This is a genomic window from Algoriphagus zhangzhouensis (assembly GCF_900148515.1).
GTDB lineage: Bacteria > Bacteroidota > Bacteroidia > Cytophagales > Cyclobacteriaceae > Algoriphagus > Algoriphagus zhangzhouensis.
Window position 1 is genome coordinate 584,234 of record NZ_FRXN01000002.1, and the last position, 14,360, is coordinate 598,593.

The window sequence follows — 14,360 nt, forward strand, 5'->3', positions numbered from 1 at the left end:
TTTCACAAAGCCCAATAAAAAAGCCATGAAACCAAATGAGAATCACGGCTTTTGAACTTCGTTATTAGGTTTATTCCATTACAAAAGGATAGTCCTCCTGAACATATACATCTTTGAATGCATCTTGTCCATCAGGCCATGGTGACTCTTCAGCAAATTTCACTGCGTCAGCCACTTTTTTCTTCACTTTGGCGATGATGTCGTTGATTTCTTCTTCAGTCAAAATATTATTGTCCTGAATGGTTTTCAATACCTGCTCAACTGGATCTTTTTGCTTGTATTCTTCTACTTCCTCTTTGGTTCTGTATTTCTGAGGATCGGACATAGAGTGACCTTTGTATCTGTAAGTTCTGAATTCCAACAAAGTTGGACCATCTCCTTTTCTCGCTCTCTCAGCTGCTTCAGAAACTGCCTCATGAACAGCTTCAACATTCATCCCGTCAACTGGGAAAGAAGGCATGTCATAAGATTCTCCGATTTGATAGAGTTCGGTCACATTGGAAGTACGGGCCACAGAAGTACCCATCGCGTATCCATTGTTTTCGATTACAAAAATCACTGGAGTTTTGTAAAGCATCGCCAAGTTGAAAGCTTCGTGAACAGCTCCCTGACGAACGGCTCCATCACCCATGTAGCAAATTGCTAGGTTTTTGGTGCCTTTGTATTTTTCGGCGAAGCCTAGACCCAAGCCCATAGGAACCTGAGCACCCACGATACCGTGTCCACCTACAAAGTTTTTCTCCTTGTCAAATATGTGCATAGAACCACCTTTCCCTTTGGTAGTTCCAGTTGCTTTACCGAAGAGCTCTGCCATCACTGCTCCTGGATCTGTACCCAATCCTAGTGGATGAGCATGACATCTATAAGCGGTGATCCACTTATCACCTTCTTCCAATGCAGAGATAGAACCAGAAGCACAAGCTTCCTGGCCAATATAAAGGTGACAGAAACCTCTGATTTTTTGCTGACCATAAAGTTGTCCGGCTTTTTCTTCGAAACGTCTCATTAAGAGCATGCTTTCATACCAGAATGCATAAGTTTCTTTCGAATATTTCACCTTAGACTTAGTCGCTACAGTTTTCTTTGCCATATCGTAATGATCAAAATATGCTATTTTAGGCCCCAAATATAACCAACCTCTCCTAAAAATAAGGCTGCCGCTAAAATAATTACCCAAACGGATGTATCTAAAGTCTCTGGAACTCTTACAATTTAAAAATCATCAGAAAACCCGACTGGACTTTAGCCCCCAGATTAATTGCTTTACTGGCCTCAATGGAAGCGGAAAAACCAACATTCTGGATGGGATTCATTATTTGTCATTGACCAAAAGCGCCATCCAATCTAGCGACACCTTGAACGTACTCCATGAGCATGATTTTTTTGCAATCAAAGGTCAATTTGAGTTAGATCATAAGCCTTTGGAAGTACGATGCACTTTTGAATTGGGGAAAAAGAAAATAATCTGGCAAAACGCAAAAGCCCTGGACAAGACCGCAGAACACGTCGGCTTGATCCCTTTGGTACTCATTGCACCGGATGATACAGAACTCATCAAAGGAGGAAGCGATGGGAGAAGAAAATTCTTCGATGGTCTTCTGTCCCAATTGGATAGAAATTATCTAAATCAACTGATTCGCTATCATCACTTCTTAAAGCAAAGAAATGCCCTCCTCAAACAATTTGCAGAAACAGGAAGAAGAGACTTGACCTTGCTAGGAGGCTATGACGAGCAAATGATTGCCTTAAGCCAAACTTTGGCAAAAAGAAGGTCGGAACTAATGCTGGAAGTAGCTCCGATGCTTCAGGCACACTATGAAGAAATTTCTCAGGGCCAGGAAAAAGTAACAATCGTTTATGATTCAAAAGCCTTGGATGAAAACTTTCCAGCTTATTTCAACTCCCTTCGAAAGAAAGATTTCATCACCAAAAACTCCAATGCCGGGATTCATAAGGATGATTACAATTTTCAAATTGGAGAACATCCGATCCGAAAGATTGGAAGTCAAGGTCAACAAAAATCTTTCATCATTGCCTTGAAATTGGCTCAATTCCAAGTTTTTGAAAAAGAGAAAGGAGAAAAACCTCTTTTGCTATTAGATGATATTTTTGACAAGCTGGATGATACAAGAATTGCTCAGATGATGCAGTTGATCTCAAAGCATACATTTGGACAGATCTTTTTGACGGATGCCCGACCAGAAAGATCACATTCTATTTTAACCGAGCTGGATTCTGAGGTTTACTTTTTTGGAGTGGAAAACGGGAAAGTAAAAGCGGAGCAATAAATCCCTCAATTTTTATCAGCTTTTGCGTTTACCTTATTTCTTTGAATTTCCTTTAGAATTCCCCAAGCTTTCTTTATCACAATCACCACAATTGAGATTAAAAATAAGGCTATCAAAAATATTACAGCCAGATATAGTAATGTCTTTATATACTCCATTACTTAATTTTTACTCTCAAGAATCTAATGATCAAATAAGCGAAGTATATGAGTACCGCTACTCCAAAAATTTGCCAAATAATTAAGCCCCAGGAGGGAGAGACCAAATCATACTTTCCCATTTTGAACTTTTGATTGTTTTAAAAATTTATTGATCGGTATAAAAACCAATTGCTAAGGCCATTAAGCTACTCCTAATTTTTCAGTTTAAAAAATTTGAAGTCAAGATCTATTTAAAAATCAATGGTCTAAAAATAAAAAAGAGGCCGAAGCCTCTTTCAATTTATTACCAAAGTTGAGCTGGATACTCCCCTTCATCATGCAATTTCTGCAAAGCAGCAATCACGATTGGTTTATCATCTGAGTAAGTTACTCCAAACCAAGTTTTTCCTCCCGGCAAAATCTCATAGGCTGCTTTTCCTTCTTTAATCAAGTTATTCGCGACGGTCGGGATATAGAACTCCGATTTAAGGTTGTCCAAATTGGCTGGAAGAAATTCTGCCCACATTCTTTCGATCTCACCAAATACACATTGGTGAAAGCCCCAGAAGTTCATACTTACAGGAGTATCTTCAGGAATCTCAAATACTTCTCCTTCACCACGGCTGATGATTTTATCACCTTCTCTTGCGATTGAGGTTCTTTCTACCATTCCTATTAATTGACCTTTTTCGTTGGTTTCGCAGACACCTCTACTTACTGTTCCATTATCAGATAGGACATTTTGCACTGCATATCCTACCATCGCATGAAGATCAGGCTTCACATCTGTTGCAAGGAACTTACCTAATACATCAAATGCCTCTTTTCCATAAAAATCATCTGCATTGATCACAGCGAAAGGCTCATTGATGGCATCTTTTGCACACAAAACAGCATGTGCAGTACCAAAAGGTTTCTTTCTGTCTTTCTGTTTCAATTCCTCAGGAACGAAGCTATTCAAGGTTTGAACAACCCAATCCACTTCAATTTTTCCCTCTAGCTTAGGCAAGAATATTTCTTTAGCCTCTTCTAGAATCTCCTGACGTACAATAAAAACTACTTTCCCAAACCCAGCCTTGATGGCGTCATATATGGAATATTCCAAAATGGTCTCCCCATTTGGTCCGAAACCATCAATTTGTTTGTCTCCTCCATATCTGCTCCCCATTCCGGCAGCTAAAACTAGTAATGTTGGTTTTTGAGTCATTGCTCTGTGTTTCTGTTAAAAGCGTGGGCAAAATTAATTGAATTGCTGTGCGGCGCAAGGATAATTCCATCCTTCATTCAAAATGGGAGGTTCATTTTACACCCTACTTCAAGAAATAAGAAAATTATTTTTCAGAGAAATGGATTCAAAAAACACTGTAAACAAACTTTTATACATGTTTTTTCTATAGTCAGGATATTTTTTTACCCTTATTTTGATTTTGATACAATTTTTGAATTACTTTCATGCCGAATTCTCAACAAACCATTAAACCCATTGAAAAAATGAAAAAAATAGAAGCGATCATCAGGACCTCGCGCTTTGAGCAAATACATACTTGTATTTCTGGTCTTGGAGTAAAATTTCTTTCCTTCTATGAAATCAAAGGGATGGGCTTTGAGCACGCACGTCAAGAAAAATATCGTGGTGTTGCTTACGAACCGGCATACATCCCTAGAACCAAATTAGAAATCGTAACCACTGATGACCTAGTAGAGCCTGTGATCCAATGCATCTTGAAAGAAGGTAAAACTGGAGAAATCGGAGACGGTAAAATCTTTGTTTTTGATGTCTTGGATGCTTACAGAATCAGAAACAACGACACAGGAGAAAACGCTCTTTAATCACCAATCGAACCTATTTAAACCTATGCAAGAATTATTTACCGTCAACAACCTATGGATGATGGTGGCTACCATTTTGGTATTCATCATGCACCTAGGATTTGCCAGTCTTGAAGCAGGACTAACCAGAGCAAAAAACACAGTAAACATCCTATTTAAGAACACCATTATCCCTGCAATCGGTCTTTTGACTTATGCTTTTGTAGGATTCAACTTGATGTATCCAGGAGCAGCTTTCGAAGGATCATTCTTCGGATTTGCAGGATTTGGCTTAAGCCTTCCAGAAGGCTGGGACACTTCCAACTACAACGAGGGATATACATTCTTCACAGATTTCATTTTCCAAGCGATGTTTGCGGCAACTGCAGCGACAATCGTATCCGGAGCTGTAGCTGAAAGAATCAAATTGGGACCATTTATCTTTTTCTCCATTCTCTATGTAGCCATCTGTTATCCTATTGTAGGTATGTGGAAATGGGGAGGAGGATTCCTTAATACCCTAGATATTCCTTTCTATGATTTCGCAGGATCTACCATTGTTCACTCTGTAGGTGGATGGGGAGCCTTAGTTGGCGCCTACCTTTTAGGCCCAAGATTTGGAAAGTATACTGAGAAAGGAATGAATGCGATTCCTGGTCACAACTTGCCATTGGCTACTTTGGGGGTATTCCTATTGTGGTTCGGATGGTTCGGATTCAACGGTGGATCTGTATTGAGCGCTGACCCAGGATTAGTTTCCAAAGTATTTGTTACCACCTCTCTAGCAGCCGCTGCCGGAGCATTTGGAGCTTTGATAGTTTCCTACATCAAATTCAAAAACTATGATATCACTATGGTTCTCAACGGAATCTTGGCTGGTCTTGTAGGTATCACCGCTGGTGCTGATGTGATGGGTCTTATGGACTCAGTAATCATCGGATTCATCGGAGGAGGATTGATCGTATTTGCAGTTGTATTCTTCGACAAAATAAAAGTAGATGATCCAGTGGGTGCTATCTCTGTTCACCTTGTAGGTGGAATCTGGGGAACCCTTGCAGTAGGTCTTTTTGGAGATCTTGCAGGTATGGGCCAAGTAATTTCCCAATTGATCGGGATTGCAGCTGTAGGAGTATTCTGCGTTCTATTCGCAGGAGTAATATTCTATACATTGAAGAAAACTGTCGGCATCAAGGTCGACGAAAGAGAAGAGATCGAAGGATTGGATATCAACGAACATGGTATGAGAGCCTATCCTGATTTCGCTTCTAAAGATTAACCAGATTACATTAACCAAACCACCAACCGAAGAGCCCCGGTCCGAAAGGATTGGGGTTTTTTACTTTCTCAATAAATAAATCTGAAATCAGTTTAAAAATTTGCCATATATCAAAAAACCCTGCTTTTGGCAGGGTTCAAATTTTAGATTGCGGGCTGAAAATAACGGTTGAGAATTGTCTTATGGACCTTCCCAAACATTTGATAACACCAGTCTTTAAATTCATCAACTTCATCCGGTAAAATAAGTCTCAGGCCTTTTCTCAGCTCTCTCTCAAATAAATAGGTAGAAAAGCTGACTTTCTGCAAAATGGTCTTCACATATTCTATCATAGTTTAAAGAGTTTTGGTTTATTAACTGATTTTAAGTTTCAATACGAAGGCATTTCCTCCATTGTTACGTAAAATTGAGTCAAGAGATATTTAAATATCCTTAATTTCGCAACTATGTCTAAAACGCTTATCACTTCTTGTTTGGTATTGCTTTGCACCTTTTTTACAGGAATTCTGCATGCGCAGGAGGTAGAAGTGGAATTGGGTCCGGATCAAATCGGACTAAACGAAACCTTCACCATCAAAATAAGTGTAGCCAACGAGAAAATCAAATCTTACGACCAATTCCCCGATATTCCTTCTTTCCAAAAGCAGGGGATTTCCCAATCCTCTTCCATGAATGTCATCAATGGTCAAGTGACGAGCTCCAACAGTATCATTCAATACTACAAACCATCCAAAAAAGGAACATTTACACTTCCAGCTTTTTCCATAACTATCAATGGCAATTCATTTGATTTTCAAGGAAAAACCATCACGGTAGGTGATGCAGTCAGCTCCCAAGGACTGGGAGGAGGAGATCCTTTTCAGGACTTTTTCAATAGAAATACTGAAGAACCAGAGTATATAGAATTGGATGATGAGGCCTTTTTCTCAGTGACTGTAGACAAGGAAGAAATCTATGCCGGAGAAGGATTCAACATCACTTTGGCATTTTACATGTCTGAAAACAATCAGGCACCTTTCAATTTCTATAAGCCAGGTGATCAACTCGATGAGGTTTTGAAAAAAATCAAACCGACCAACGCTTGGGAAGAGAACTACAATATTTCCAATATCGAGCCGGAGCAGGTTACCATCAATGGAAAAAGATGGGTTAGATATAAAGTATACGAAGCGACATTCTTCCCATTCTCGGACGGAAAGATTGAGATCCCAACCATTCCTTGGGAAATGATTAAATATAGGGTAGCAAAGAATCCGACTTTCTTCGGAGCCAATCGCCAAGAAGATTTTAAAACCTTCTATTCTGCTCCAAAGACCATCACGGTAAAGCCTCTTCCTCCACATCCTCTAAAAAATGAAGTCGCAGTTGGTCAGTTCCAGCTACGCGAGAATTTCAAGGATATCGAAGTAGAAACCGGCCAAGGTTTCGATTACAGTTTTGGAATTACTGGTGTAGGAAATATCAATGCGATCAATGCACCGAAGCTGATTTCTTCCCAAAACTTCAACACCTATGATCCAAATGTGCGTCAGCAAATCAATCGTGGGTATGGAAGAGTATCTGGAATCAAAGAGTTTAATTATTATATCACCATCAATGAGGCAGCAGATGTATCTCTAGACAAATACTTCGAATGGATCTATTTTGATCCAGCAAGAGCTGTTTATGATACATTGAAACCTCAAGCAAAAGTGAGGGTTGTCGGAGAAAGTAAAGTCAATCAGGCGATCTCTAGTCAAAGGCTCGGAGGAATCTATGACAGGATCAATAGTGAGGACAACCAATTTTTAAACGAGGAATATAAATACTATTTTACGACCGCAATTAACCTGCTTCTATTGGCCTCAGTGGTCTTTTTGGCGGTTGTAATCATTCGAAAAAAATAATGGGTAATTCATTCGGAAAGCTATTCAAAATCACCACGTTTGGTGAATCACACGGGGTAGCTTTAGGTGTCACAATTGAAGGTTGTCCAGCGGGTCTGGAAATAGATGAAAACTTCATCAGGACTGAGATGCAACGTAGGAAACCTGGGCAATCCAAGATCACTACGCAAAGAAAAGAGGAAGATGAAATAGAAATTCTTTCAGGAGTTTTTGAAGGAAAATCCACTGGAACACCTATCGGAATTGTCATCAGAAACGCAGATCAGAAGAGTAAGGATTACTCGCATATCGCAGACAAATTCCGTCCTTCCCATGCAGATTATACCTACTTCGAAAAATACGGAATTCGTGATTATCGGGGTGGCGGAAGAAGCTCAGCAAGAGAAACTGCTGCCAGAGTAGCTGCTGGAGCAGTCGCAAAAATGCTTTTGGCACATAAAGGAATTGAAATCCAAGCTTATGTCTCTCAAGTAGGTGGATTGGCTTTGGAAAAATCTTATCAAGAGCTGGACCTTTCCAAAACGGAAGACAATATTGTCAGATGCCCGGATCCTGTGGTGGCTGAGGAAATGATTGAATTAATTGATTCAGTAAGAAAAGATCGTGACACCATCGGCGGGGTCGTTTCCTGTGTAATCAAAAACACTCCTGCTGGATTGGGGGAACCAGTTTTCGATCGACTTCATGCCGAACTAGGAAAAGCTATGTTAGGAATCAATGCTGTCAAAGGCTTTGAGTACGGATCTGGCTTTGAAGGGGTAAAAATGAGAGGCAGCCAGCACAATGATCCTTTCGTAAAAGAAGGTGATCAAATCAAAACAACGACCAATTACTCCGGCGGAATTCAAGGGGGAATTTCCAATGGTGAGGACATATATTTCCGTGTTGCATTCAAGCCTGTTGCCACTATCATGCAAGACCAAGAGTCTGTGAATGAGGCAGGTGATGTTGTAACTGTATCCGGAAAAGGTCGCCATGACCCTTGTGTAGTTCCTAGAGCTGTACCAATCGTGGAAGCAATGGCCGCATTGGTCATAGCCGATTATTTATTATTGGCTAAAAGCAATAAACTAGTCGACTTATAAATCAAGCTACATGCTAAAAAAGATACCTTTACATACTCAGATTATTATTGGACTGGTTTTAGGATTAGTCTTTGGATTGGTGGTTATCAAAACCAGTATCCCCAACTCATTCACAATTGATTTCATCAAACCAATTGGTACCATTTTCATCAATTCTTTGAAGATGATTGCCGTTCCCTTGGTATTCGCTTCTTTGATAGTAGGGGTGTCTAATTTGGGAGATATCTCCAAACTTAGCCGAATCGGAGGAAAGACAATTGGCACCTATCTATTTACCACTGTTTTAGCAATTACCATTGGATTGGTTTTGGTTAATATTTTCCAACCGGGAAAAAGTCTTCCTGTGGACACTAGAGAGAACCTGATGAAATTGTATGAAGGAGATGCAGGCTCTAGAGTAAGTACAGCCGCTGAACTCCAGAAGCAAAGCCCTCTTCAACCACTGGTGGACATCGTTCCTCAAAATATTTTCGATGCAGCATCCAATAATGGGGCAATGCTTCAAGTAGTATTCTTCGCCATTTTGGTTGGTATCGCCTTACTTCAAATCCCAAAAGAAAAAGGAGATCCTGTGATAGCCTTTTTTGATGGAATGAATGAAGTAATCATCCGAATTGTGAATTACATCATGATGATCGCTCCTTATGGAGTATTCGCCTTAATGGCTTCCCTGATTGTGGAAATCGCAGGGGACAATCCTGATTCAGCCATAGAATTGTTACTTGCTCTATTGAAATATAGCCTAGTAGTTTTGGGAGGCCTTTTCACTATGATTTTATTGGTTTATCCATTGATTTTGATGGGATTTACCAAAGTGAAATACAAAGACTTCTTCAAAGCAATCAGACCTGCTCAGCTTTTGGCATTTTCTACCAGTTCCAGTTCTGCGACTCTTCCTGTTACTATGAAACAAGTGGAAGAGGAATTGGGAGTATCGGAAGAAGTTTCCAGCTTCGTTCTTCCATTGGGAGCAACTGTGAACATGGACGGAACAAGCCTTTACCAAGGTGTAGCAGCTGTATTTATCGCTCAGGCTTTGGGAATGGAGTTGTCTTTGACCCAACAGTTGATGATTGTATTGACGGCAACTTTGGCTTCCATCGGTTCCGCAGGCGTTCCGGGTGCTGGATTGATCATGTTGATTATCGTATTGGAATCTATTGGTGTTCCTGCTGCAGGAATTGCATTGATCATTGCTCCTGATAGAATATTGGACATGTTTAGAACAGTCGTGAATGTAACTGGAGATGCCACAGTTTGTACGATCGTGGCCAGTACAGAAGGAGAATTACCAGATGGATTGATCAGAAAAAGCAACCCGCTCACTCCAAACGAGTAAATCACAGAAAATTTCAATCAAAAAGGTCAGGGTCTCAGGGCTCTGACCTTTTGTCTTTTCTGAGAAAAACCGACGTTTTCAGGAACTTATGCCTTATTTTTGCGCTTGAAAAAGCAAAAAATACCCTATGCGCCAATCCTGGTGGAAAATTCTAGCCATTGGCCTGCTGCTGTACACGATCATTGCAGGTCTTCTAATGGATGTCCCTCGACTAGCCATCTTAAATGAGACGATCCGTGCCTTACACTTTCATGTGACCATGTGGTTTGGAATGATCTTCTTACTCATCATTTCGGTTTATTATAGCATCCGCTATTTGAGAACAAATAATCTGAAAGATGATGACATGGCTATAGAATTCACAAATTCCGCCATCCTATTCGGAGTTTTGGGAATTGCCACCGGGATGCTTTGGGCCAAATTCACTTGGGGAGATTACTGGAGTGGAGATCCTAAGCAAAACGCTGCTGCAATTGGAATCTTGATGTATTTCGCTTACTTGATTCTTAGAAATTCGCTGACCGATTTGCAGCAAAGAGCAAGAATTGGCGCGATCTACAATATCTTTGCTTTCGCAGCCTTTATCCCTCTGATATTTGTCCTACCAAGATTGACTGACAGCCTGCACCCAGGCAATGGAGGCAACCCTGGATTCAATGCTTACGACTTGGATTCCAAACTTCGAATGGTTTTTTATCCGGCTATCATAGGATGGACACTTTTGGGAGGTTGGATAGCAACCGTAAGAGTTAGAATGCGTAGGGTTGAAAGGGTTTTAGAAGATAAATTGATTAATTCCTGATAAATGAAAAAATTACTAACCGTATTGATGCTAGCTTTCAGCCTTTCTGCATTGGCCCAGGAAAAAATTCCGGTGACAGAATCAGACTATAGCAACAATTCTGTGGAAATGGCTGATAAAATGAGAGAAGATGGCAAAATCTACGTACTAGTAGGTGTGATCGCTATCATCTTTGTTGGCATCACGGTCTATTTGATCGGCACAGACAGGAAAATCTCCAAACTAGAAAAAACTATTTCCCCAAAATAACAAGACCATGAAAAAAGGACACATCATCGGAATCGGTATCATTGCCATCGCCATTGTGATCATTATGACTTCCATTGGGGATGCAAGTAGCTACGAGACATTTGATACTGCTTGGGAAATGAAAGAAGATGGCCTGGATAAAGCCATTCACGTAGTAGGTCAATTGAAAAAAGATACTGCTGGTGAAGTAACTGGACTCAATGTACGTGAAGACAAAACTTCTTTCACTTTCGTCTTGGTTGACAATGACGGCACAGAGCAGGAAGTATTCTATAACGAACCAGTACCAGCTGATTTTACCAGATCTGAATCTGTAGTAGTAATCGGCTCCTATAAAAACAAAGACATTTTCATCGCAGACAAAATCTTGATGAAATGTCCATCCAAGTACCAGGAAACAGAAGTGCAGGCGGCAGGCATGTGAGGTAGCAGCAAGACTTAAGAATTCATGATCAACACCTTTATCGGTAATCTCGGCCACATGATGACCATCGTGGCCTTTGTGAGTGCATTGGTGACAGCCTTTGCATACTTCCAGTATTTCAAGGCGAATGAATTAGAAAAAGCTAGCTGGAAACGCTTCAGTAGAGTTTCATTCTACATTCATGCGGTATCCAGTATCATGATTGCATTTTCTCTTTTTGAGATCATCTACAATCATCGATTTGAATACTTCTATGCCTACTCACACTCGAGTATGGCCTTGCCTGTCCATTACATGATTTCCAGCTTCTGGGAAGGTCAAGAAGGTGCTTTTATCCTCTGGATCTTCTGGAATGTAATTCTCGGGTTCTTCCTGATTCATACCAACAAAGTTTGGGAAGCACCAGTGATGATTGTTTTCGCCTTGGTACAGGCGTTCTTGGTCTCCATGATCTTAGGTGTAGTCATTGTGGACTTCAAAATCGGTAGCTCTCCATTTATCCTTTTAAGGGATGCCACCCAGGCACCGATTTTCCAGATGAACCCAGACTTCATTCCTGAAGATGGAACTGGACTGAACCCATTATTGCAGAATATCTGGATGGTGATTCACCCACCAACATTATTTTTGGGATATGCTTCTACTTTGATCCCTTTTGCTTATCTGATCGGAGGATTAGTCACCAAAAAATATTCAGAATGGATTAGACCGGCACTTCCTTGGGCGATTTTCTCCGCTATGATTTTGGGAATGGGCATCTTGATGGGTGCTTATTGGGCCTATGTAACATTGAACTTTGGAGGGTATTGGAACTGGGATCCGGTGGAAAACGCAGTATACGTTCCTTGGCTGATTATGGTAGCAGCGATTCACACCATGATCACTTTCAAGAAAAGTGCTACTGCTCTGAAAACTTCAATTGTCCTTGTAATCCTTTCTTTCATCTTGGTTCTCTATGCCACTTTCTTGACTAGATCAGGAATTTTGGGAGATGCATCTGTCCACTCATTCACAGATTTGGGATTGTCAGGACAGTTATTTATTTATTTGATTTTCTTCACCCTTGTGGCAATCTTCCTTTCAGCCCGCGCTTGGAAACATATTCCTAGCTCTGAAAAAGAGGCTTCAGTTTACTCTAGAGAATTCTGGATTTTCATCGGAGCGACTACATTGGGTTTGATGGGATTCCAAGTGATTTTGCCAACCTCAATTCCGGCTTGGAATGCAATGGTAGAAAGCTTTGGAGGAATCTCCAATATGGCTCCACCAGCTGATCAGGTTGAGTTTTACACCAAATTCCAGCTTTGGTTCGGAATTGCTTTGGCACTTTTGACAGCTGTTGGCCAGTTCTTCTGGTGGCAAAAAATGGACAAAAAGGCATTGAAAGATGCTTTGTTGACTCCATATATTATTTCCGTAGTGATTTCAGCCTTGATTATTGTCTTGGCCAAGGTCTATGATTGGAAATACATGATTTTGGTAGTGGCAGGGACTTTTACCATCGTAGCCAATGCCGTAATCCTTTCCAGACTGATGAAGAAATCTACCTTCAAATTGGCAGGTGGATCTTTGGCACATATCGGATTGGGAATGATGCTGGTGGGGATCATGTTTAGCTCTGGTTATTCTGAGACTATTTCTATCAATATGTCAGGTCTGACTTACAGCAATAGCTGGGAGGATGAATTGAATAAAGAGCACGTTCTTCTTTGGATCAATAAGCCTTTGCAGATGAAAGATTACACCGTCATCTACAGAGGAAGACAAAAGAAAGTGGTGGGTATTCCTGAATTTGTACCAGCCAAAATCCTTGAATCTACTGATCAAGTGAATGAGGCCATTGCATTGGAGGACTACAAAGATTATTTCAAAAAAGGAGATAAGGTCGATATCGTTTTGGAAGAGAATGACTATTTCAAAATCGATTATTACCAAAATGAAGTGATGAAGTTCTCTCTGAGCCCAATGTCCCAGTTCAATGCTGGAATGGGCGGATTGATTTCTTCTCCAGATTCCAAGATTTTCATCGATAAGGATCTATATACCTACGTAGCCGCGATGAATGACTACGAAGATCCAGAATGGAAGGAAGATCAATTTTATGAAGTCTCTCCAGGCGAGCAGTTCCACATTGCTGACTATGTTACCTATTTTGACGGAGCAGAAGTTTTAAGAGAAATCGATGATTATGTACTCCAAGAAGGTGATGTAGCAGTAAAGGCAAAGCTTAGAATCTTAGATTATGATGTGGAGAAAAAGATTGAGCCGACTTTCATCATCAGAAACAACCAAGTTGGGAAACTCCATGTGGTGGATAATGAATTAGGTATCAAAGTGACCCTAGACAATATCTTACCTGAGCAAAACAAATTCGTCTTCAAAGTCAATCAATATCAAAAGGACTATGTGGTGATGAAGGCAATTGTGAAGCCATATATCAATGTCCTTTGGATCGGTTCTCTGATCATGTTGATCGGGTTTACGGTAGCGATTTACCGTCGATTTGATGAATTCAAAAAAATGAGAGATAAAGGATTGGAATAAGAATTATCCTACATAATTTTGGAAAGGAAGGTGAATCACCTTCCTTTTTTCATTTAAAATGGACTTTTCAAAGAATTTTATCTATCCAACTGAGAAGAAACTAGTATATTTTGAATATTAAACACTACACCTAAACCCATTACGAATTATGAAGATCAGTAAGGATGACTTTTTGAAAATGCAGGAGAAGTACGATAAAGAAGTCAAAAAGGGCAAGCCAGCCAAAGACAAGAAAAACAAAGACATAGACAATCAAACCAATTGGGTGTTTTTTGACAAAAAGACTTTACAGGATATTTTGGATAAAGCAGATGATGTGAAAGGCGGCATCAAATTCTACATGACCGAATATACGGAAGACACAGCTCCAGTAGTAGATACTGATGAATATGTAGGTAGACTAACTTTGGTTCTTTCCCCGACAACATTGGAGGCTAGTGCAGGTTTAGGTGATCCAGAGGAAGAGGAATATTATAACAAGGGCCAAATGTGTCCCCCAAGTTGCCCTACACCCTAAA

Annotated in this window: 13 protein-coding genes; 11 read left to right on the top strand and 2 right to left on the bottom strand. The window is 40.3% G+C overall.

Features of this window, described 5'->3' with window-relative positions:
- Positions 1 to 70: 70 nt before the first annotated feature.
- Positions 71 to 1,090, bottom strand: coding sequence for a pyruvate dehydrogenase (acetyl-transferring) E1 component subunit alpha (pdhA, locus tag BUF13_RS08425; protein ID WP_073571329.1), 1,020 nt, complete (start codon positions 1,088 to 1,090; stop codon positions 71 to 73).
- Between the two features lie 91 nt (positions 1,091 to 1,181).
- On the opposite strand from pdhA, the gene recF reads away from it, so the two are divergent.
- Positions 1,182 to 2,288, top strand: coding sequence for a DNA replication/repair protein RecF (recF, locus tag BUF13_RS08430; RefSeq protein WP_073571330.1), 1,107 nt, complete (start codon positions 1,182 to 1,184; stop codon positions 2,286 to 2,288).
- 444 nt (positions 2,289 to 2,732) lie between these two features.
- On the opposite strand, the gene BUF13_RS08435 is transcribed toward recF, so the two are convergent.
- The gene (locus BUF13_RS08435; protein WP_073571331.1) at positions 2,733 to 3,635 is read right to left on the bottom strand and encodes a nucleotidyltransferase family protein; all 903 of its coding nucleotides are present in this window, start codon (positions 3,633 to 3,635) and stop codon (positions 2,733 to 2,735) included.
- A 284-nt stretch (positions 3,636 to 3,919) separates the two neighbouring features.
- Between BUF13_RS08435 and BUF13_RS08440 the strand changes: the two genes are divergently transcribed.
- The 10 genes from BUF13_RS08440 (at position 3,920) to BUF13_RS08490 (ending at position 14,359) form a co-directional block, all read left to right on the top strand.
- A complete protein-coding gene (locus BUF13_RS08440) occupies positions 3,920 to 4,258 on the top strand; it encodes a P-II family nitrogen regulator (protein ID WP_073571724.1) in 339 nt (112 codons plus the stop codon).
- A gap of 25 nt (positions 4,259 to 4,283) precedes the next feature.
- Positions 4,284 to 5,513 carry an ammonium transporter gene (locus BUF13_RS08445; protein WP_073571332.1) on the top strand — a complete coding sequence of 410 codons (1,230 nt, stop codon included), beginning with the start codon at positions 4,284 to 4,286 and terminating at the stop codon, positions 5,511 to 5,513.
- 446 nt (positions 5,514 to 5,959) lie between these two features.
- Positions 5,960 to 7,399 carry a BatD family protein gene (locus BUF13_RS08455; RefSeq protein WP_073571334.1) on the top strand — a complete coding sequence of 480 codons (1,440 nt, stop codon included), beginning with the start codon at positions 5,960 to 5,962 and terminating at the stop codon, positions 7,397 to 7,399.
- The gene (gene aroC, locus BUF13_RS08460) at positions 7,399 to 8,484 is read left to right on the top strand and encodes a chorismate synthase (protein ID WP_073571335.1); all 1,086 of its coding nucleotides are present in this window, start codon (positions 7,399 to 7,401) and stop codon (positions 8,482 to 8,484) included. Before BUF13_RS08455 ends, aroC begins: the two co-directional genes overlap by 1 nt.
- A gap of 10 nt (positions 8,485 to 8,494) precedes the next feature.
- Positions 8,495 to 9,823: a dicarboxylate/amino acid:cation symporter gene (locus tag BUF13_RS08465; RefSeq protein ID WP_073571336.1), complete on the top strand. Its 1,329-nt coding sequence runs from the start codon at positions 8,495 to 8,497 to the stop codon at positions 9,821 to 9,823.
- Positions 9,824 to 9,950: 127 nt separating this feature from the next.
- On the top strand, positions 9,951 to 10,625 hold the full coding sequence (ccsA, locus tag BUF13_RS08470; protein ID WP_073571337.1) for a cytochrome c biogenesis protein CcsA: 675 nt from the start codon (positions 9,951 to 9,953) through the stop codon (positions 10,623 to 10,625).
- A 3-nt stretch (positions 10,626 to 10,628) separates the two neighbouring features.
- Positions 10,629 to 10,874, top strand: a complete 246-nt coding sequence (locus BUF13_RS08475) for a CcmD family protein (RefSeq protein WP_073571338.1) — start codon at positions 10,629 to 10,631, stop codon at positions 10,872 to 10,874.
- Between the two features lie 7 nt (positions 10,875 to 10,881).
- Positions 10,882 to 11,298, top strand: coding sequence for a cytochrome c maturation protein CcmE domain-containing protein (locus tag BUF13_RS08480; protein WP_073571339.1), 417 nt, complete (start codon positions 10,882 to 10,884; stop codon positions 11,296 to 11,298).
- Positions 11,299 to 11,322: 24 nt separating this feature from the next.
- On the top strand, positions 11,323 to 13,842 hold the full coding sequence (ccsA, locus tag BUF13_RS08485) for a cytochrome c biogenesis protein CcsA (RefSeq protein WP_073571340.1): 2,520 nt from the start codon (positions 11,323 to 11,325) through the stop codon (positions 13,840 to 13,842).
- A gap of 148 nt (positions 13,843 to 13,990) precedes the next feature.
- Positions 13,991 to 14,359 (top strand): hypothetical protein, encoded by a 369-nt coding sequence (locus tag BUF13_RS08490; RefSeq protein WP_073571341.1) that lies wholly within the window; start codon positions 13,991 to 13,993, stop codon positions 14,357 to 14,359.
- Position 14,360 lies beyond the last annotated feature (1 nt).